Source organism: Vagococcus sp., from assembly GCF_036639995.1.
Taxonomy (GTDB): Bacteria; Bacillota; Bacilli; order Lactobacillales; family Vagococcaceae; genus Vagococcus.
In genome coordinates, this window is record NZ_JAVWHO010000015.1 from 1 (window position 1) to 19,983 (window position 19,983).

20 protein-coding genes and 1 tRNA gene are annotated in these 19,983 nt (G+C 34.2%); 11 read left to right on the top strand and 10 right to left on the bottom strand.

Going from position 1 to position 19,983, the window contains the following annotated elements; translation table 11 throughout:
- Positions 1-65 precede the first annotated feature (65 nt).
- A complete protein-coding gene (locus RR554_RS05670; RefSeq protein WP_332463041.1) occupies positions 66-1,103 on the bottom strand; it encodes a sugar-binding transcriptional regulator in 1,038 nt (345 codons plus the stop codon).
- A gap of 175 nt (positions 1,104-1,278) precedes the next feature.
- Positions 1,279-2,619, bottom strand: a complete 1,341-nt coding sequence (gene rpoN, locus RR554_RS05675) for an RNA polymerase factor sigma-54 (protein WP_332467599.1) — start codon at positions 2,617-2,619, stop codon at positions 1,279-1,281.
- Between the two features lie 71 nt (positions 2,620-2,690).
- Between rpoN and RR554_RS05680 the strand changes: the two genes are divergently transcribed.
- The 9 genes from RR554_RS05680 (at position 2,691) to RR554_RS05720 (ending at position 8,938) form a co-directional block, all read left to right on the top strand.
- Positions 2,691-2,762, top strand: a tRNA-Arg gene (locus RR554_RS05680).
- A 188-nt stretch (positions 2,763-2,950) separates the two neighbouring features.
- Positions 2,951-3,100 carry a hypothetical protein gene (locus RR554_RS05685; RefSeq protein ID WP_332463039.1) on the top strand — a complete coding sequence of 50 codons (150 nt, stop codon included), beginning with the start codon at positions 2,951-2,953 and terminating at the stop codon, positions 3,098-3,100.
- 307 nt (positions 3,101-3,407) lie between these two features.
- A complete protein-coding gene (locus RR554_RS05690; protein WP_332463038.1) occupies positions 3,408-3,542 on the top strand; it encodes a teichoic acid D-Ala incorporation-associated protein DltX in 135 nt (44 codons plus the stop codon).
- Positions 3,543-3,616: 74 nt separating this feature from the next.
- Positions 3,617-4,435, top strand: a complete 819-nt coding sequence (locus RR554_RS05695) for a glycerophosphodiester phosphodiesterase (protein WP_332467600.1) — start codon at positions 3,617-3,619, stop codon at positions 4,433-4,435.
- A gap of 110 nt (positions 4,436-4,545) precedes the next feature.
- The gene (gene clpP, locus RR554_RS05700) at positions 4,546-5,139 is read left to right on the top strand and encodes an ATP-dependent Clp endopeptidase proteolytic subunit ClpP (protein ID WP_332463036.1); all 594 of its coding nucleotides are present in this window, start codon (positions 4,546-4,548) and stop codon (positions 5,137-5,139) included.
- Between the two features lie 11 nt (positions 5,140-5,150).
- Positions 5,151-5,666 carry a thioredoxin domain-containing protein gene (locus RR554_RS05705; RefSeq protein ID WP_332467601.1) on the top strand — a complete coding sequence of 172 codons (516 nt, stop codon included), beginning with the start codon at positions 5,151-5,153 and terminating at the stop codon, positions 5,664-5,666.
- A gap of 149 nt (positions 5,667-5,815) precedes the next feature.
- Positions 5,816-7,039 carry an SPFH domain-containing protein gene (locus RR554_RS05710; protein WP_332463034.1) on the top strand — a complete coding sequence of 408 codons (1,224 nt, stop codon included), beginning with the start codon at positions 5,816-5,818 and terminating at the stop codon, positions 7,037-7,039.
- A gap of 22 nt (positions 7,040-7,061) precedes the next feature.
- Positions 7,062-8,102, top strand: coding sequence for a TFIIB-type zinc ribbon-containing protein (locus tag RR554_RS05715; RefSeq protein WP_332467602.1), 1,041 nt, complete (start codon positions 7,062-7,064; stop codon positions 8,100-8,102).
- A gap of 32 nt (positions 8,103-8,134) precedes the next feature.
- Positions 8,135-8,938, top strand: coding sequence for a TPM domain-containing protein (locus RR554_RS05720; protein WP_332467603.1), 804 nt, complete (start codon positions 8,135-8,137; stop codon positions 8,936-8,938).
- A 51-nt stretch (positions 8,939-8,989) separates the two neighbouring features.
- On the opposite strand, the gene RR554_RS05725 is transcribed toward RR554_RS05720, so the two are convergent.
- The 8 genes from RR554_RS05725 to rapZ form a co-directional block, all read right to left on the bottom strand.
- Complete coding sequence (locus RR554_RS05725) at positions 8,990-10,186, bottom strand: dihydrolipoamide acetyltransferase family protein (protein ID WP_332467604.1); 1,197 nt, start codon at positions 10,184-10,186, stop codon at positions 8,990-8,992.
- Between the two features lie 17 nt (positions 10,187-10,203).
- The gene (locus RR554_RS05730; RefSeq protein WP_332463030.1) at positions 10,204-11,223 is read right to left on the bottom strand and encodes an alpha-ketoacid dehydrogenase subunit beta; all 1,020 of its coding nucleotides are present in this window, start codon (positions 11,221-11,223) and stop codon (positions 10,204-10,206) included.
- A 27-nt stretch (positions 11,224-11,250) separates the two neighbouring features.
- Complete coding sequence (locus RR554_RS05735) at positions 11,251-12,216, bottom strand: thiamine pyrophosphate-dependent dehydrogenase E1 component subunit alpha (protein ID WP_332463029.1); 966 nt, start codon at positions 12,214-12,216, stop codon at positions 11,251-11,253.
- 13 nt (positions 12,217-12,229) lie between these two features.
- On the bottom strand, positions 12,230-13,567 hold the full coding sequence (gene lpdA / locus RR554_RS05740; protein WP_332467605.1) for a dihydrolipoyl dehydrogenase: 1,338 nt from the start codon (positions 13,565-13,567) through the stop codon (positions 12,230-12,232).
- 205 nt (positions 13,568-13,772) lie between these two features.
- Positions 13,773-15,566 (bottom strand): sigma-54-dependent Fis family transcriptional regulator, encoded by a 1,794-nt coding sequence (locus RR554_RS05745; RefSeq protein WP_332467606.1) that lies wholly within the window; start codon positions 15,564-15,566, stop codon positions 13,773-13,775.
- 128 nt (positions 15,567-15,694) lie between these two features.
- Complete coding sequence (gene whiA / locus RR554_RS05750; protein WP_332463026.1) at positions 15,695-16,621, bottom strand: DNA-binding protein WhiA; 927 nt, start codon at positions 16,619-16,621, stop codon at positions 15,695-15,697.
- 21 nt (positions 16,622-16,642) lie between these two features.
- The gene (locus RR554_RS05755; RefSeq protein ID WP_332463025.1) at positions 16,643-17,635 is read right to left on the bottom strand and encodes a gluconeogenesis factor YvcK family protein; all 993 of its coding nucleotides are present in this window, start codon (positions 17,633-17,635) and stop codon (positions 16,643-16,645) included.
- The gene (rapZ, locus tag RR554_RS05760; protein WP_332463024.1) at positions 17,632-18,528 is read right to left on the bottom strand and encodes an RNase adapter RapZ; all 897 of its coding nucleotides are present in this window, start codon (positions 18,526-18,528) and stop codon (positions 17,632-17,634) included. Before rapZ ends, RR554_RS05755 begins: the two co-directional genes overlap by 4 nt.
- 143 nt (positions 18,529-18,671) lie before the next feature.
- On the opposite strand from rapZ, the gene RR554_RS05765 reads away from it, so the two are divergent.
- On the top strand, positions 18,672-19,040 hold the full coding sequence (locus RR554_RS05765; protein ID WP_332467607.1) for a GntR family transcriptional regulator: 369 nt from the start codon (positions 18,672-18,674) through the stop codon (positions 19,038-19,040).
- Positions 19,037-19,885 (top strand): ABC transporter ATP-binding protein, encoded by an 849-nt coding sequence (locus RR554_RS05770; protein ID WP_332467608.1) that lies wholly within the window; start codon positions 19,037-19,039, stop codon positions 19,883-19,885. Before RR554_RS05765 ends, RR554_RS05770 begins: the two co-directional genes overlap by 4 nt.
- The last annotated feature ends 98 nt before the right edge of the window (positions 19,886-19,983 follow it).

Here is a 19,983-nt window from a genome sequence, read left to right on the forward strand (position 1 = left end):
TTAATACCTACTTTTACTGTCATGCGAGATTTCCTCCTTTAGAAAATCGAAAAAATTTATTTATTTTAAAGAGTTGCCTCTTTTAAAATCTGATTAGCAGCACCTTCATCGGTTATTAACCATGTTTGCTTCGGTGCATTTTTGATGTATGCTTCAATTGCTTTGGCTTTACTTTTACCACCAGCAACAGCGAGAACATACGGTATTTCTTTCAAGTCTTTTAATTGAAGACCAATGCGAGGTATTTTATAAACAACTTCCCCGTCTTCATCGAAAAAGTAACCAAATGATTCAGCCACTGCTCGATTATTAGTTAACATTGCAAGCTCTGAGGCACTCATTCCTCGACGTTTTGCCATATGAAGGGCTCGGCCGATACTATGAATAACACAATTTGCTTCAGAAATTAAACTCAGTACTTTTTGTACGGTTGGCTCATGAAGTAAATTTTCATACGTTTCAGGGCTGACTTGTTCTGGGACATACAATACTTTAAAATCGCCACCAGATTTTTCTGCCATCACACCACTGACTGAATTCGCTTGAATATTAATTGTTTCACCAACGCCACCTCTTGCTGGAACAAATAAGTTGTGTCGTTTAGCTGTTTCTAATTCTTGCATATTTTGTGCCACAGTTTTCATGGTCGTTCCACCCATTACAGCAATGGTATTATCACCATTTGGTAATTGACTGGCTAACACATCAGAGACAATCGCGCCAAAACTTTCTAAAACCTTTTCTTCCTCATCACTATCTCCTGCAACTATGATACAACGAGCTATCCCTAATTCTTCGGCTAACTCTCTTTCTTTAACACGTGTACCAGAATACTCGGCCATGAATTTTTCAAGCCCTTTGTAAACTTGTAATCCCTCTTCTGTTAAAGTCATACCACTCTTAGAAGCGTTGATAAAGTTTAACTGTTTAAGAAAATCTGTTTCGGTACGTAAGCTACGCTCAGATACATTCAACTTTTGGGCTAACGTACGTCTGCCCACTGGCTGCATCCAATAGATATTACGTAAAACACGAAATCTTCCTTCAACTGTTTGCATCATATCAGGAGCAATTCTCTCAACCATCTCTAAATCACGAAGCATTGAGTTGACTCCTCTCGCTGGTCGTTTTTTGTCCAACGTAGACTTACTGCGACCCATCAGTTTTAAAAAAAGAGGTTGAATCAAAATCAAAAGACATTTTGTTTTGTTCAACCTTACAAAAACATTTTAACAGGTATCTAGACATAATTCAAGTCAGATAGCTTATAATTTGTTATTATTTTCGATCATAGCGTTTTCTTTTAGACGAAGCTGGAATTTGTAACTCATCACGGTACTTTGCAATGGTTCTCCTTGAAACTTGAATCTCTTGACTCAATAATAAATCCACTAATTTTTGATCAGACAACGGTTTATTTTTATCCTCTTCGGCCACTAAAGATAGTAATGTTTTTTTGATTGTGTCTGCAGACACTTCTTCTTCAGATACTTTTTGGGCTAATCCTGTCGTAAAAAATGAGCGTAACTCAAAAATACCAAATGATGTTTCTAAGTATTTACCATTGACACTACGACTAATCGTTGATTCATGGACATCGATTGCTTTAGCGATTTCCTTTAATTGCATTGGCACTAGAGGTCGATTTTTATCCAAAAAGAAAGCAGTTTGTCTTTTGACAATTTCTTCTGCTACTTTCAAAATTGTATTTCCTCTTTGAAGAACACCACGTTTAATCCAGTCAAATTCATTTTTACGATTTTTCAAGTAATCTTTAACTTCTTTATCCTCTACTTGATTCATTTTATCAAAATAAGCTTGTTGAAAAATAAGTTGCGGCGCCCCTCTTTTAGTACTTAGAACCTCTATAGCATCTTCTCTGACTTTAACAATCACATCAGGATGAATAAACATTTCTTTTTCTTGATTAAAACGAGCACCAGGATTTGGGCTCAACTTTTGAATATAATCAAAAATTTGTTGCACATCATATAAATCAATGTCATATGCCTTTCTTACTACATCCCATTTACGACTAGCCAGCTCTTCAAAATACTCTTCTACTATTATATAAGCAAGATCTGGTGCCTCTTCATCTTTTTCAATTTGAAGCATTAGACATTCTCTTAAATCTCTTGCCCCAACACCGATTGGCTCTAAAAGTTGAATTAACGTTAACGCATCAAGCATTTCAATCGATGTGGTTTTAGTCATTTTTTCTGCTTCTTCTAATGAGATAGTCAAATAGCCATTCACATCAATATACTCAACTAAAAATAAAACCAATTGACGCAAATGAGTATCTCGGTAGTTCAAATGAATTTGTTTAATCAAAAAATCAAATAAGGATAAAGAATCATCAGGTACTTGATTTATCCAATTATTTTCTTCTGGTTCATCATCTGACGAACGCTTTGGTGTGTTTTTTATTGGTGTTTCATAGTCGTTTGATTCAACTTTCAATTCCATCAACGGATTTTCTAACACTTTACTTTCAAGAAAAGACAATAATTCATCAGTATTATACTGTAGCATTTGGATTGATTGTTGCAATTCTTGGGTCATTGCTAATTTTTGAGTTTGTTTTTGCTTTTGGTTCAACTGTTGTTCAAATCTCATGTCAACTCATCTCTCTATCCTTTTTTATTCTTGCTATTTCTCAATTTTTTGTTAAAATTATAGAAGTGATTGCACCCTTAGTGTAGTGGATATCACATAAGATTCCGGTTCTTAAGACAGGGGTTCGATTCCCTTAGGGTGCGTTTTCATTACTGATTGTATCACATTTAGAAGTTCAAAAAAAGATACTTATCGCTGGATACAGTTGGCTGAAATTTTATTTTCAATACCTATCATTTGCGTTTACCTATTATTAGTTATACAATAATAAATGGAATTTCGTTATGGCTAATCAAGCCGCCTTTTATTAACATCAGAAAGGAGAATGTATATGACATTCAATAACAAACAATTAGAGTACCGTGTCACATTAGACACAGAGTTAAACTTATTCATCGTTTTTTCAAAAGAAGATGAATCTAAAATGGCTACTGGTACGACCATTCAACAAGCAGTAACTGAATTACAAAAATTTGCATAAGGAGTAACTTACCTAATGAATATTTCATATTCTTACTGAAAGCATTTACCTATTTCCATGACAGGTAGATGCTTATTTTTTTACAATCAATTTAACAAATAGGGATTAAATAGAAAAATTTAGTAAGAATCCTTGAAATAGAATTCAATATAAGGCATAATTTCTTTTGTAGTGTTTGTGACACTTTTTATCTGTTACAAACAAAAAAATATCTCAGAGCACCTTTAAGCTCTATTTTGATACACTTTAATTACTAATACTGTAATATCTGTATCATTCGAAACTTAATTCAGAAAAGAGCGTTATTGTGAAGAAAAAACGAGAGGAAATTTTATCCTTTATCCTAAAAACTATTTTTTATGTCATGATTATTTTAGCCTTATTGTATTTTTATGGTTACTTAAAATCTGACGGTGGTGGCTTTATCTATAATGAGTTTTAAGAGGATGACTTAAAGTGTTATCCTTTTTTTGTATATTTTTTTACAAATCATAAATGTTGAAATGAGGCTTTTAAATGCATCGAAAAAAAACAAATTATTTTAAATTTTCTACTTTCTTTCTGTTAATTATTATTGTTTTACTGCTTACTTTTCATTTCCTAACATTTAGAACTAACAAGGAAATTAAAGAACATATTTTTTCTCATCGTGGTGCTTCTGGTGAAGAAATTGAACATACTTTAGCTGCCTATGATTTAGCTCTTATCTACGGTTCAAAATACATTGAACAGGATCTAGTGACATCAAAAGAAAACACCCTATTTGTTTCCCATGATTTAAATGCAAAACGCCTAACTAATATTAATAAAAAATTTTCTGATATGACAGATGATGAAATTAAGCATTTACATGTCAAAAACAAAGAAGCAATTCTTTCTTTACAAGATGTTTTTAACCGTTATCATGGTAAAACCAATTTTGTTATTGAACTAAAAGAAAATTCGCAACAAATAGCTCCCTTTATCAAAATTATTAAAAAGAATAACCTTGCAGATGATGTAATTGTCCAATCGTCAAGTCCTGAAACTTTAGTAAAACTTGAAGAAACATTTCCGAAAATGAAAAAATTACTTTTAGTAAAAAATCAAGAAAATCTTGAAAAAGGCGTACAATATAAGGATGTGGATATTATTTCTGCTAATAAAACATTACTTTCGAAAAATAATGTTGCACTTGTTCACAACGCAAATAAAGAATTTAATGTTTGGACTGTTAATGATACCGAAGAAATTGAAAAAGCAATTTCTCTTGACGTGGATAATTATTTTACAAACTTCACATCAAAAGCATTAACTATAGAAAAAAATCAGCACAAATCCATTTTTTCTTTCTAAGCTTTTCTTTTGACCTTTATTGACCAATACATTACACTTTTAGCTAGGTAGATATTTTAAATTGTGTTAAAATATATCTACTGATGTTTTAGTATTAGGAGGAAAAAATTATGAATTTAATACCAACAGTTATTGAGCAATCGTCTCGTGGAGAAAGAGCTTATGACATTTACTCAAGACTTTTAAAAGATCGTATTATTATGTTAAGTGGACCAATTGATGACAATGTAGCAAACTCTGTGATTGCTCAATTGTTATTCTTAGATGCGCAAGATCCTGAGAAAGATATTTTTATTTATATCAACTCACCAGGTGGTAGTGTTTCTGCTGGACTTGCTATCTATGACACAATGAACTTCATCAAAGCAGACGTTCAAACAATTGTCTTAGGTATGGCAGCTTCAATGGGTAGTTTCTTATTATCAGCAGGTACAAAAGGTAAAAGATTTGCTTTACCAAATGCTGAAATCATGATTCATCAACCTTTAGGTGGCGCTCAAGGTCAAGCAACAGAAATTGAAATTGCTGCTAAACATATCTTAAACACGCGTGAAAGATTAAATAAAATTTTAGCTAACAACACTGGGCAACCAATTGAAGTTATCGAAAAAGACACTGACCGTGATAACTTTATGTCTCCTGAGGAAGCAAAAGAATATGGTCTAATTGATGAAGTAATGGTTAATAGCTCAAACTTAAAATAGGATGTGTTCATATGGGAATGACAGAAGTTGATGTAACAAAAATTAATCCGACTACTGGTATAAAAATCGGTGATGACAAAGCACCCATTAAAGTAATCGAATTTGTCAATTTAAGATGTCCATTTTGTCGACTATGGTCTGATGAAAAAGATACTTTCCTTCAACAATATGTTGAGGAAGGAAAAATTCAACGTGTTATCAAACTTTTTGACAAAGAAAAACCTTCTTTAGCTAAAGGAAATATTATGCATCACCATGTACCTAATAATGACTTAGCTCTAAGTGCTATCCAATCTATTTATGAAACTCAAGATGATTGGGGCGATTTAGAAGATCATAATGAGATTGCAGCATTTGCTACAGATCGTTTAAACCTTTCTCTTCAAGACTTTAAAGATACATCTGAAAGTATCATTAATGAAGCTGAAGCAGCTAATGTTGTTTTTGTTCCAACTGTTATTATTGGTGAGCATGTCTTCGATCAAAAAATTTCAATTCAAGAATTAAAAGCAATACTTGATAACTAAACTATCTAAAACCATTAAAGCTAGGGCTGCCTGTTTTAATGGTTTTTTTGCATAAAAATGACAGAATCATCCTTTAGTATGATTGTATCTTAATTCTTCAGTATGGTAAGATTAATTCAACCAAAAATACTTATTCAAGGAGTGATATTATGGGTTTAATTAAAGCAGCAACAAGTGCTATAGGTGGCGGATTAGCTGATCAATGGTTAGAGGTCATTGAACCGCAAGAATTAAGCGATTCAACTGTTATGACAACTGGCGTTCTTGTTAGAAAAAACGAAAAAAGACAAGGCAATAAAAAAGGGACATCTGATGTTATTACTGATGGTTCTGTTGTTCATGTGTATCCTAATACAATGATGCTTTTAGTCGATGGCGGAAAAATTATTGATTATACAGCTGAAGAAGGCTATTACACAGTTAATAATCAAGCCGCTCCTTCGATGTTTACAGGTAATTTAAAAGGGGCGATTGAAGAATCTTTTAGCCGCTTTAAATTTGGCGGTATGACACCTCAAAAACAAAAAGTTATTTATATTAATTTACAAGAAATTCGTGGCATTAAATTTGGAACACCAAGTCCAATTAATTACTTTGATAATTTTTACAATGCTGAGCTATTTTTAAGAGCCCATGGTAATTATTCTGTCAAAGTGGTTGACCCAATTCTTTTCTATTCAAATGTTTTACCTAAAAATCAAGACCACGTTGAAATTAATGATATCAATGATCAATTTTTATCTGAATTTTTGACAGCATTACAAACATCTATTAACCAAATGTCGATGGCTGGTGAGCGAATTAGTTATATCCCATCAAAATCAATGGAATTAAGTCAATATATGTCAACAGTGCTTGATAATCAGTGGCATGAACTTCGCGGTATGGAAGTTGTTTCTGTTGGGGTTTCAAGTATTTCTTATACAGATGATTCAAAAGAATTAATCAATATGCGAAACAAAGGTGCTATGCTTGGTGATGCCGGTATTCGTGAAGGATTTGTACAAGGCTCAATTGCTGAAGGTATGAAAGATGCTGGATCAAATGCCAATGGCAGTATGGCTGGTTTTATGGGAATGAATGCTGGTATGGGCGCAACGGGAAATTACTTCTCTCAAGCCTCTCAAACCAATCAACAACAAATGAATCAACAGCAAGAACAACAAAATCATGCAGATACTTGGACTTGTCCAAATGATCAAACTGAAAATACAGGTAAATTCTGTTCTGAGTGTGGCGAAGCTAAACCGGTTTCTGCTGGTAGTGGAATAAAAATGAAATGTGCTAGCTGTCAAGAAGTGATTACCGTAACTGGCCAGATGCCAAAATTCTGTCCAGAGTGTGGGAAACCTTTCCAAGGAATGCCAATTTAAACGAGGGAAAGAAGGCAAATAAATGAGCGATGTTGTATCACACAAATGTCCTAACTGTGACGGTCCTCTACTTTTTGATCCAGAAACACAAGCTTTTCATTGTGAGTATTGTTTAAGTACCTTTAAAGAAGGAGATATTCAAAATAATGATGAGCCCTCAAGTGTAGAAGAACTTGCAAAGGAATCATTTAATTTATATTCTTGCCCTAGTTGCGGTGCTGAAGTGGTAACAGAAGAAACAACAGCTGCTACCTTTTGCTACTATTGTCATAATCCAGTTGTTTTAAAAGACCGGGTCTCTGGTGAATTTCTACCAAATGCGATTTTACCTTTTAAAATATCTGAAGCGGATGCGAAAAAAGCATTTATAAAATGGGCAAATTCAAAGAAATTTATACCAAAGGACTTTTTTGACAAGAGTCAAATCGAAAAAATGAGTGGCGTCTATTTTCCCTATTGGAATGTAGATGCTGAATTAAAAGGCTCATTAAAAGCTAAAGGAACAAAAATTGATGTTTGGCAAATTGGCGAGACTGAATACACTCGAACAAGACGATATGATTTAATTAGAAAAGGAAATCTAACATTTCGTTCTCTACTTAAAAATGCCTTATCAAAAAATGCCAAACAAAATATGATTGAGTCTGTTCAGCCATTTCCAGTAATGGACTGCCAGACTTTTGATTCAAAATATCTTTCAGGTTTCCAAGCTGAAAAAAGAGATTTAGAGTTTCAAGATATTAAATCTGATATTGATTCAGAGTTAAACTATTACACTGAGTCTCTGCTTTTAAGAGATACTGCCGGATATGGTAGAATTAGCCAGTCCAACTGTCACTCAACAATTCTTAATCAGTCCAACCAATACTACTTACTTCCTATTTGGATTGTAACTTATAAAGGTGAGACAAAGAGTGAACCCTATTACTTTGCTATGAACGGAGTAACTGGTAACACAAGTGGTATCTTGCCAATTGACCAAACCAAGTTAATCGCAGCATCTACTCTTTTGGGTAGTCTTATTGCAGGCCTTGTGTTGTTAGGGGGGTATTTCCTATTTTAAACAAAAAGAAATATATCCATTGTCTTTTTTTGATGATTCTAGGACTCATTTTATGTGTTCCAGCACTCATTGCCCATGCTGAAGCTCCTACGAAACAACGCGTTTTTGATGAAGCCAAATTATTTTCAGAACAAGATATCCAATCATTTGAAGAAGATATTAAGAATTTACAAAATGAATATCAAACGGATGCAGCGATTGTTACTACTGAATCAACAGAAGGTAAAACACCGGAAGCTTTTGCTGATGACTTTTATATGCAACATAAATTTGGGATTGGTGACACTCACGATGGTATGCTCTTTTTAATCGACATGGGAAATCGTAAATACCATATCTCGACAACTGGTAATACGATTGCTTCTCTTAATGACAATCGAATTGAAAAAATGAAATACCGCATCGAGGACGATTTAAGTAATGGTGATTATACTGAGGTAGTCAATACTATTCTTTCTGACACAAAAAAATATGTTAGTAGTGGGCCTCAAAATGGTTATGTATACAATAAAGAAACAGGAAAAACAGAAAAACACAAGTATTTATCTCCATTAAAAATTGGGGTTGCCATACTTGCAGGTATTTTAAGTTTTCTAGGTCTATTCTTTACTGTTCGCTCTACTTATAAATTGAAACGCTCTACTTATCATTATCCTTATAACGATTTTAGTAGTGTTAATATCACCGATTCTCAATCTATTAAAATAGGTGACTTTACAACCACGCGACATATTCCAAAACCTTCTTCTGACAATGATGGCTTTGGTGGCGGTGGTTCTTCTACCCACTTTGATGGTGGAGGAACTAGTCACGGCGGTGGCGGCGGAAGTTTCTAATTAAACAAAAAGAGATCACTCTAGAAAAGTGATCTCTTTTATTGATTATTTTTAAACGACCAATAAATATGGGTTTTCTAAATAATAAACAATTCGTGCTAAGAATTCGCCTGCGGGTGCTCCATCTACTACTTGATGATCAAATGTTAAACTTAGTGGCAGCTCACTTATCTCTTCAATTTCTTTTAAGTCATTGATGATTAATTTAGATGATGTTTGACCAACACCTAAAATCCCAATTTCTGGGGTATTTAAAATTGGTGTGAAATACTCAACACCAGCACTACCTAAATTAGTAATTGTAAACGTTGAGCCACTGTATAAATTACTTGGTAATGTTCCGTCAATTGCTTGAGATGTTACTTCAATAAAGTCTGAGCCAATTTGAGTAAGAGTTTTTGTGTCCACATTATTAATAACTGGGACAACTAAACCATCATCTACTGACACAGCAACCCCCATATGAACAGCGTCATGAACAAGATACTCTTTTGTATCGTATGACGCGTTCATCTCTGGATAATCTTTTAAAGCTAGGCTAACAGCTTTAATAAGCAGAGTGTTAATACTCAATGTACTTCGACTCATGGTATCGCCAGTTTTTTCTTTTAGTTCTCTTCTAAAAATCATTAAATTATTAATATTGGCTTTTCGATGCAAGGTTAATTGTGCTGTTTGTTCTAAGGAACGATGCATTCTTTGAGCAATAACTTTACGCATTCCTTCAAGACCTTCACCTATAAATGATGCCTCTTTTGTTGATACTACTTGTGGTATGTGTCGTTCCACATCTCTTCTTGTTACTCGTCCATTACCACCAGTACCAATAATATCTGATATATTATATCCCTTTTCTAAAGCAATTCGTCTAGCTAATGGTGTTGCAAATACTCTACCATTTGTTTCAGTGGAAATTATTTTTTCTGTTATTTTCTCAAATTTTTCTTTTGTTTCTGTAGTTTCTTTGACTTCTTCCACAACAGCACTTTCTTCTGTTGGTATCTCTTCGCCTTCTTGTCCAATATAACCAATCACGCCTTGACACACTGCATCTCCACCATTATCTACAGTAATAGCTAATAAGACACCATCAAGAGGTGCTTCTACATCGTGTGTTAATTTTTCTGAACTAATTGAAACAACTGCCTCACCTTTAGTAATGGTATCTCCTACTTCTTTATACCATTGATCCACAGTCCCTTCTGTCATTGTTAATCCCAATGTTGGCATAAGTAATGCTTCTGTCATTTTTTTCACCTACCCTTTTATAAATCTTGTATTAATTCTTTAGCTTCTTCTAAAACTTTCTCTTTATCTGGTAAGTAAAGAGCTTCTAAATTACTTGCAAATGGCACTGGTGTATTAGGGGCACAAATACATTTAATTGGTCCATCTAAATAATCAAATGCCTTATCTCCTACAACAGAAGCGATATCTGTAGCGGTATTATTATGTGGATTGGCTTCATCAATAACAATTAAACGCCCTGTTTTCTTAACCGAATTCAAGACTGTTTCCTGATCCCAAGGGGCAACTGTAATTAAATCAATAACTTCTACTGAAATACCGGATTTTGCTAATTCTTCTGCCACATCAAGTGCAACATAAAGCATTTTTCCAATCGTAACAATAGTTAAATCAGAGCCTTCACGTTTTACTTTTGCTTTTCCAATTTCAACTTTATAGTATTCTTCTGGCACCTCATCTTTAATTCCATACAACGTTTTATCTTCTGAGAAAATCACAATATTATCATCTTCAATAGCTGAAAGTAACAAACCTTTGGCATCATACGGATTAGAAGGAACAACAACTTTTAATCCTGGAATAGAACCAAACATCCCGTAATAAGAGCCTGAATGTTGCGCTGCTGCAGAAGCACCTGCACCATGACATGTTCTAACAGTCATTGGTATTGTTGCTTTTCCGCCAAACATATAGCGCATTTTTGATCCTTGAGCTAGTAAAGTATCAAAACAAAATCCTAAAAAGTCATTAAACATTAATTCTGGAACTGGTCGTAAACCAGTGGCTGCAGCACCAACTGCCGCTCCCATATACCCCATTTCTGAGATGGGAGTGTCAATCACTCGTTCATAACCATGTTTTTCAACTAATCCTTTAGTCACTCCAAACACGCCACCAAAAGCTCCTTCACCATTAAGATGTTCAATACCAGTTCCTCCTGCAAGGTCTTCACCTAATAAGATAACTCGCTCATCTTTTTGCATAGCTAAATCTAAACCTTCATTCACTGCTTGCATAAATGTTATTCTTCTACTCATTTTGGTCACTCCTTATTTACTTTTCTATTAGATTGATACATCTTCATATAATGCTTCTGGTTTTGGTAAGTCACTTTCTCTTGCAAACAAGACTGCTTCTTCCACGTCTTTTTCAGATTGGCTTTCAATTTCATCTGCAACCTTAGCAGATAACCATTTATTTTTAATTGCCACTTCTCTAAACACAGGAATATTGTCAATATCAGCAAATGCTTTTTCTTTGCCTTCTTTTGATTTATATTTTTGTTCATCGCCTTCAAAATGTCCGTAATTACGGTATGTCACACATTCTAAAATAGTTGGTCCTTCACCGTTACGAGCTCTATCGATTGCTTCACCAGCCGCTTCATAAACAGCAACTAAATCTTTTCCATTCACTCGAACGCCAGGAATACCGTAAGCAACGCTTCGTTCTGCGATTGTTTTAGACCCTGAAGCATACTCAACTGCTGATGCTTCACCAAATGCATTATTCTCGCAAACAAAAACAACTGGTAAGTCCCAAATAGCTGCCATATTAATACTTTCATGGAACGTGCCTTCATTTGAAGCCCCATCACCAAAGAAACAAATAGCCACATCATCTGTTTTTAAATATTTATTTCTAAGACCAGCTCCAACGGCGATTGGGAAACCACCACCGACCATACCGTTTGCTCCAAGCATGCCTTTTTCAATATCAGCAATGTGCATTGAACCGCCCTTTCCTTTACAAAGACCAGTTGCCTTACCAAATATTTCAGCCATCATACCATTTAAATCACAGCCTTTAGCAATACAATGTCCATGACCACGGTGAGTACTTGTAATGTAATCCTTATCAGTTAAGTGAGCACACACACCTGTTGCCACTGCCTCTTCTCCGGCATATAAATGGACAAATCCTGGAATTTCTCCTGTTGTAAAAATGCGATGTACTTCATCTTCAAAGTTTCGAATATCATTCATTGTTTTATATATCCATGTTGCCTGTTCTGTTGTCATTTTTTCCATTGTTAAATCCTCCTTAGATAATCATTTGACTTCCAATTTCACCAATCATTTCTGATAAAGTGGGATGAGCAAATGTCATTTTTTCTATTTCTTCCATACGTCCTTCTGATTCTTTTACAGCTAAAATTGTATGAATCATCTCTGTAGCATTAGCACCTACTATGACAGCACCTAAAATTTCATGATATTTTTTCTCTGAAATGATTTTGATAAATCCGGTTGTTTCATTACCAGCAATGGCTCGACCGTTTGCTGAGTATGGTATTTTTGACACAAGAACATCAAAACCTGATTCTTTTGCTTCAGCTTCACTTAAACCAAAGCTTGCAATCTCAGGATGTGTATAAACACATTTTGGAACTTGAGTTGTTTTTAGCGGTGCTTCTTTGTCACCAAACATATGACGAACAGCTTTAATTCCTTCTTTACTCGCCGCATGAGCTAACATGTAACCATCCACAATATCTCCAGCTGCATAAATAGTTGCCACAGAAGTTTGGTAAAAACGATTAACCTTAACAAATTTATTCGTTTCTGTTTTTTCTAGATTCAATGCATCCGCTATTGCTAAATTACCCTTACGTCCAGTCACAACTAGTAACTCGTCAAATTGAATTGTTTGATTTGACAACTCAATTTGTTTTGCTGTTACTTCTTTTATTTGAGCAGACTCAATCACAGTAACAGACATTTCTTTTAGTTTTTGACGAATTAGCTGAATAGCTTCTTCATCTTCTGTCATTAAAATACTCGGAGCAACTTCTATTACAGTCACTTTAGTTCCAAGAGGTGCCATAGCAAAAGCTAACTCAATACCAATAACACCTCCACCAATAATAACTAATTCTTTTGGTTGCTCTTTTAAATCAAAGAAGGTATCTGTTGTTAAATAGCTAACTGAATCTAGCCCATTAATTGGTGGAACAAAGGGGCGACTTCCTGTTGCAAGTAAGATATAATCACTCTCAAATACTTCCCCGTTCACTTGTATTTCATGAGAAGTTATCAGTTGCGCCTCTCCTTCGTAATAGTCCACATTATTTTGTTTAAATAAATAGTGAATCCCTTGCTGCAATTGACTAACAACGCCATCTTTTCTTTCGACAAGTTTTGAGTAGTCAATATTAGATATGTCATTAGTTATTCCAAAACGATTAGCTTCTGACATCTCTTCTACCCAATTTGCATGTTTTAAGTAAGCTTTTGATGGGATACAACCGACATTTAAGCACGTACCACCTATCTTATTTTTTTCAATCACAGCTACTTTCTGCCCAAGCTTTGCTGCTTCAACCGCTGCAACATATCCACCAGGACCTGCTCCAATGACAACCAGATTGTATTTCCTCATAACATCACCTTTCTCATATTTGTTATCACTTAGTTATATTGCAAGTAGCGTGCCAAAGTATAAAGCGCTTTATTAAGAACTTTATTGTCTTTCTTTTACTGATTTGATACAAAAACGTACCAACACTGTCGCAACACTTTTCAAAAATAAAAAACCTTTTGGAAGTTAGTTGATTTCAACTTTCTTCCAAAAGGTTTTTTTACTGTTACCTCTTAATATCAATTTGATACTTATCTATTTTTCGATATAACGTACTCCTTGCCATGTTTAACTTTTCAGCTGATTGCGATAAGTGATAGTTAGTGGCTTTTAGCGTATTAATGATTAAGACTCGCTCATCCAAAGAGCCGTCGGTAATTCGTTTTATTTTAATTGCGCCAATCTCAATTAAGTTAACGACTTCTTCTTGAGACGGCTCTTTTGTAGGAAAGTAGAGATGCAGACGTTCTAAGAAATTATGGAACTCTCTGATATTTCCTTGCCATTCAAACTCTTTGGCCAATTCACTTATTTTAGATTGCCATTTTGGATACCACTCTTTTTTTTGACAAAATGCTGAAACAAAGGTTTCAAAGTCTTCTTGTCGCTGTCTTAATGGTGGTAACTCAAGAGGAATAACATACAATCGGTAAAATAAATCTTCTCTAAATTCATTCTTTTCAACTAATTTTTTTAACTCTCGATTGCTTGCAGTGACTAATCTAAAATCAACAGGTATTTCTTTTTCTCCTCCAAGAGGTGTGATTTTCTTATCTTCTAATGCTCTTAACAGTGCTACTTGCATTCGTTTTGACATACTATCAATTTCATCTAAAAAAAGAGTTCCTTTGTCTGCTTGTAAGATTTTACCTTTATAACCTGACATACTAGCTCCTGTAAAGGCTCCTGATGCATAACCAAATAATTCACTCTCAAGTAAATTTTCACTCAGCGCCCCACAGTTTACTGCGATTAACTTTTCTGATTGACGACTACTATTGTAGTGAATTGTCTTAGCGGATACTTCTTTTCCACTACCTGTTTCTCCGTATATGTGAATGGGTAGCTCTGATTTAGCTGCTTGAGACAATTGATTAAGAAACTGTTGGTACTTAGCATTTTGTGAGGTAATTCCAAAACTAACAAAAGATGGTTCACTTTTTTTCACTTCCAATTGATAGCAAAAACCTATTAGCTGATCTTGTTCATAGAGTTTTTTCTTAATAAAATGATAGTTCTTTTGTCTTAATATCTCATCCACAGATTGGCCTTCACATTGAGCAAAATTCTCTTTAAAATCCCTAGAAGCAGAGAGTACTTTTCCGTCTAAACCAACTAATAAAGACTTTTCAAGCGGTTCATTTAAACTTTCTAAAATGCGCTCTTTTTGCTCTGCTAATTGTTTTTCCGCTATTTTTTGTTGCACATTTTTCGCAATCATTTTTAAAGCAAATAAGGTATAGTTAGCTTCAGAAAGTTTTTCTGAAGTTGATACATTTAAGCAAGCAATTACTTCTTCATTACCATCCAAAATGGGTGTTGATGTACATGTAAATGGATGAGATGCTTCTGCAAAATGTTGAAATCTTTCAACGGTGACACTTTGCATCGTCCGAAGAGCAATACCGATCGCATTAGTGCCCACTGCTTTTTCTGTCCAAATACTTCCTTCTGAAAAATGAATGTCATTAGCTAAATGTCTTGTTTCTTCATGTCCTTCTCGCCAAATGACCACACCTTTGTTGTCTGTTAAAATAAAGAGTGGTTTTTTTATATAAAAAAATTCATTTAAACGACGAATTTCATCTTTAACAATTGAAATTAAATAAGCCCATTGTTTCTTTTGCGTTTGTAGTGTTGTATTAGAAACCTTATCAATGCCTTGTGTTGAAAAGGGGTTGACACCGTGAGACATACAATACTCCCAAGATTCGACAATGTGTTGGGGTAGTAAATCTTGATCGACTTTATTTGATTGAACATATGTGTGCCATAACTCTTTTGTATTCAACAGCTTCACACGCCCTTCACCATTTTTGTGACTACAGTATATCACTATTTCACAAGGGATGACACTAAATCGTGTAAAGGCTTTTTCGTTTCTTCAAAAAAAAGAAGCCAACCTTTTGAGGTAGCTTCTCCTAAATATTACGCTTGCAGTTTTTCAGCAAACTCATTTATTTTTCGTATTCTGTGATTAATTCCTGATTTTGTAATTGGGCCAGATGGTAAAATTTCACCTAACTCTTTTAAACTAATCTCAGGATTTTCTAAACGAATTTCTGCAACTTCTTTTAATCGTTCAGGCAAACTATCTAGGCCTACCCGTTCTTCAATTAATCGAATATTTTCAATTTGACGTTTTGCTGCATCTGCTGTTTTGTTCATATTGGCATTCTCGCAGTTCATTAAACGGTTTACCGAATTTCTCAAATCACGCACAATACGCACATCTTCAAACTTAAGCATTGCATTCGTTGCCCCGACTAAAACCAAAAAGTCAGCAATCTCTTCTGCTCCCTTTAAGTAAGTGATAAAGCCATTTCGTCTTTCTAAAACGCGACCATTCAGACCATAAAGCTTTAACATATCACATAAATCAATGCACTGTTCTTCATACATTGAATATATCTCTAAATGATAGCGACTTGTCTCAGGATTATTTACTGACCCACCTGCTAAGAAAGCTCCACGTAAGTAGGAACGCATTTTTTGCTCATTTCCCATAATAGATGGTGAGACACGAATATTAAACATAAAGCCATCCATAATTTCAAGGTCATTTAAGATGGTCTGTGTCTCCTGTTTTAATCGCACAATATACACATTGTTTTTCTTTAACTTCATTTTTCGTCTTACTAATAATTCACTATTTACTTGATAATGATCCTTTAGTAAGGTATAAATTCTACGAGCAATCGCTGCATTTTCAGTTTGAACATTTAAGACAAACTGCCTATTCACCAAAGTTACTGCGCCATTCATCCGAATTAAAGCTGCTAATTCCGCTTTAGCGTGCTCTTTATGAACTTCCAATGTGGTCAGTTCTTTTTTTACATCTGCTGCAAAAGACATCCTGACTCACTCCCTTACATTTTAATATTTCGTACCAAATACTAATCTAAATAACTCTTCCACAACTTTATTCCCATCATGGAAAACACCACCATCTCTTAATTCTAAGAAATCTGTTGATACAACACGACATCCTTCATCTCTCAAGCCATCGAAATTATGTCTTACTTGGAGCAAATATTCATCATAAACATCAAAATCCATATAACCTTCTGGGACAGGTTCAGTGTTTACCAACACGGTATTAACAAATTTTTTGCCCAAGTGTTTATGGATCACTCGTATATGGTCCGCGTCAGAGAAGTGTTCAGTTTCCCCTTTTTGCGTCATAATATTACAGATGTAAACAACTTCTGCTTCAGATTCTGAAATAGCTTTTCCTAAATCCTCAATCATGATATTAGGTAAGATACTAGTATACAAACTTCCAGGTCCAAGAACAATCATATCGGCTTCTTTAATTGCTCGAACGACTTTTCTAGATGCTTTTGGTTTTTCATCATCCATCGCATTTGTTACATACACATAATCAATTTTTTTTCGGTCTTCTGCAATTTTAGATTCACCAACGGCTTCTGTGCCGTCTTCAAATTTAGCATGAAGAGTTAAAGATTTTTCTGAGGCTGGATAGATATGACCTTCCACATGCATAAACTTTGTTAACAACTGAATTGCGTCATACGTACTTTCTTTCATTTCAGAAAGTGCCGCAATAATTAAGTTACCAATCGTGTGATTAGCCAGAAAATCATCCTCTTGTTTAAAACGATATTGGAATATTTTTTCATACATTTGTGGCATATCAGACAAAGCTACTAAAACATTTCTTAAATCCCCTGGTGGGCTCATGTTAATGCTTTGTCGCAACTGACCACTACTTCCACCATCATCTGCAACTGTCACAACTGCTGTAATATCAGCACTTTGGTTCCTAAGTCCCTTTAAAATAACAGGTAATCCAGTACCACCACCGATAACAACTATTTTAGGTCTTCTTATTCGGTAAGTTTTCATGAGCGATTTACCGTTTCCTTTCGCTTAGCGATATCACGGTGAGTTATATTGGTTTTATAATCTTTCTCAATTCTATGGCCTAATCTCTCTGTTAAAGCCACTGAACGGTGTTGTCCACCTGTACAACCAATCGCAATGGTTAAACTCATCTTACCTTCTTTTTTATAACCAGGTAAAATACTTAAAATTAATTCCTCATACTTTTGATAGAAATCTTCTGTCATATCAGAAGCCATCACATAATCATAAACAGGTTTATCTTTACCATTCATTGGTCTTAGTTCATCAACATAATGTGGATTTGGTAAGAATCTAACATCCATAACAATATCTGCATCAATTGGTAAGCCGTATTTAAAACCAAATGAAACCATTTCTACTCTAAACGTTGATGTGTCATGAGTTTTAAAATTAGAAATTATTTTTTCTCTTAATTCTCTTGGCGCTAATTTAGTTGTATCAATCACCAATTGGGCTTCTGCTTTTAATTCACTCAATAAGCCACGTTCTTTAATAATTCCTTCTGTCACAAGTCCATCCATCGCCAAAGGATGTGTTCTTCTTGTTTCTTTATAACGAGAAACCAACTCTTTATCAGAAGCATCTAAAAACATGATAGTTGTATCAACTAATTTTGTATTTTCAATTTCAATCAGCATACTTTGAATTTCTTGGAAAAAAGCACGTGATCTTAAATCTATAACTAAAGCAATTTTTGTAATTTTTCCTGACTCTTTTATTAATTCCCAAAATTTAGGAATTAAACTTGGAGGTAAATTATCAATACAGAAAAATCCCATGTCTTCAAAGCTTTGAATGGCGACTGTTTTTCCTGCTCCACTCATTCCTGTAATAACAACTAACTGAAGACTATCTATTTGTTTTTCTTCCATTTCCTTCACTCCTATTCTCAATGTGTTAATTATAACATACCAGGCGTATCACTTGATAGTCAAAAAAAGATTTGACAAAAACTTGTTTAAGTTTTATAGTTAGTTACATAAGTAATTAACCAAATGAGTAACGAGGTGAGAAAATGGAATTTAATTATTCAGGAGGTAAACCACTATTTCAGCAAGTTGCGGACCAAATTTCTCTTGGTATTTTAAACGGCGCCTATCAAGAAGGTTCTCAAATTCCCTCAACAACTGAAATTTCCAAAGGATATCAAATTAATCCGGCAACTGTTTTAAAAGGCATGAACCTGTTAGTAGATGACCAATTAATTGAAAAAAGACGTGGTATTGGTATGTTTGTTCTTGAAGGAGCAAAGGAGAAAGTTAAAATGATAAGAAAAGAAGAGTTTTTAACTAAAGATGTCAATCTATTGATTGAAGAAGCAAAAAAATTAAATATCAGTTTAGAAGAACTGAAAACAATTCTAGAAAGAGGGTATCAATCATGACACTAAAAGTAAAAAATGTTAGTAAGAAATATAAAGATAAAATGGCATTGTCTGATGTCACAATCAACTTTAAAGAACAAACTATTTATGGCTTACTTGGACGAAATGGTGCAGGAAAAAGTACCCTGCTAAATATAGTAAATAATCGTAGCTTTCCAAGTACAGGAGAAGTTTTACTAGATGATGAAAGTGTTATAGATAATGAAACGTTACTAAATCAAATCTATTTAATGAGTGAGGATAATTTATTTCCGTCAACAATGAAAGTAAAAGAGATGTTCAACATTTCCGAAGAATTTTACGGTTCCTTTGATTGGGCATTTGCCAACGATTTAGCTGATTCATTCGATCTAAATCAAAAAGCCACCTTTAAAAAATTATCAACAGGTTATCGTAGTATTGCTAAATTAATCACTGCTCTTTGTGTCCCTTGTCGTTACGTTTTCCTAGATGAACCTGTTTTAGGATTAGATGCCGGACATCGTCAGTTATTTTACGAAGCGTTAATAGAAACATTCGAAAAAAATCCTAGAACTTTTATTATTTCTACCCATTTAATTGAAGAGATTACTAATCTTTTAGAAAGCGTGGTTGTCTTAGAAAAAGGGAAAGTCACAGTTCAAGAAGATGTAGAAACTATCCTACAACAAAATCATACTTTATCTGGTCCTAGAAATCTTGTTATGGAACTGACAAAAAATATGACTGTTATCGGTAAGGAAGAGATTGGTGATTTTATTAATGTTTATGTCACAGGAGATTTCCCAGAAAATCTACCTCAAGGTGTTACCGTATCACCACTTAGTCTACAAAATTACTTTGTGCAATTAACAAAAAGAAAGTAGGTTTTTAAAATGAAATTATCCACTGCGATTAAATATAAATTTAAATATCAAATGAAATCAGTTGCTTTTTTCTTCGGGTATTTTTTACTATTTGCCGT

Excerpts from the sequence above, each read along its gene's own strand:
- RR554_RS05670 (WP_332463041.1), bottom strand. The coding sequence starts at position 1,103 with ATGCTTCGTGATTTAGAGATGGTTGAGAGAATTGCTCCTGATATGATG.
- rpoN (WP_332467599.1), bottom strand. The coding sequence starts at position 2,619 with ATGAGATTTGAACAACAGTTGAACCAAAAGCAAAAACAAACTCAAAAA.
- RR554_RS05685 (WP_332463039.1), top strand. The coding sequence starts at position 2,951 with ATGACATTCAATAACAAACAATTAGAGTACCGTGTCACATTAGACACA.
- RR554_RS05695 (WP_332467600.1), top strand. The coding sequence starts at position 3,617 with ATGCATCGAAAAAAAACAAATTATTTTAAATTTTCTACTTTCTTTCTG.
- clpP (WP_332463036.1), top strand. The coding sequence starts at position 4,546 with ATGAATTTAATACCAACAGTTATTGAGCAATCGTCTCGTGGAGAAAGA.
- RR554_RS05705 (WP_332467601.1), top strand. The coding sequence starts at position 5,151 with ATGGGAATGACAGAAGTTGATGTAACAAAAATTAATCCGACTACTGGT.
- RR554_RS05710 (WP_332463034.1), top strand. The coding sequence starts at position 5,816 with ATGGGTTTAATTAAAGCAGCAACAAGTGCTATAGGTGGCGGATTAGCT.
- RR554_RS05715 (WP_332467602.1), top strand. The coding sequence starts at position 7,062 with ATGAGCGATGTTGTATCACACAAATGTCCTAACTGTGACGGTCCTCTA.
- RR554_RS05720 (WP_332467603.1), top strand. The coding sequence starts at position 8,135 with ATGATTCTAGGACTCATTTTATGTGTTCCAGCACTCATTGCCCATGCT.
- RR554_RS05725 (WP_332467604.1), bottom strand. The coding sequence starts at position 10,186 with ATGACAGAAGCATTACTTATGCCAACATTGGGATTAACAATGACAGAA.
- RR554_RS05730 (WP_332463030.1), bottom strand. The coding sequence starts at position 11,223 with ATGAGTAGAAGAATAACATTTATGCAAGCAGTGAATGAAGGTTTAGAT.
- RR554_RS05735 (WP_332463029.1), bottom strand. The coding sequence starts at position 12,216 with ATGGAAAAAATGACAACAGAACAGGCAACATGGATATATAAAACAATG.
- lpdA (WP_332467605.1), bottom strand. The coding sequence starts at position 13,567 with ATGAGGAAATACAATCTGGTTGTCATTGGAGCAGGTCCTGGTGGATAT.
- whiA (WP_332463026.1), bottom strand. The coding sequence starts at position 16,621 with ATGTCTTTTGCAGCAGATGTAAAAAAAGAACTGACCACATTGGAAGTT.
- RR554_RS05755 (WP_332463025.1), bottom strand. The coding sequence starts at position 17,635 with ATGAAAACTTACCGAATAAGAAGACCTAAAATAGTTGTTATCGGTGGT.
- rapZ (WP_332463024.1), bottom strand. The coding sequence starts at position 18,528 with ATGGAAGAAAAACAAATAGATAGTCTTCAGTTAGTTGTTATTACAGGA.
- RR554_RS05765 (WP_332467607.1), top strand. The coding sequence starts at position 18,672 with ATGGAATTTAATTATTCAGGAGGTAAACCACTATTTCAGCAAGTTGCG.
- RR554_RS05770 (WP_332467608.1), top strand. The coding sequence starts at position 19,037 with ATGACACTAAAAGTAAAAAATGTTAGTAAGAAATATAAAGATAAAATG.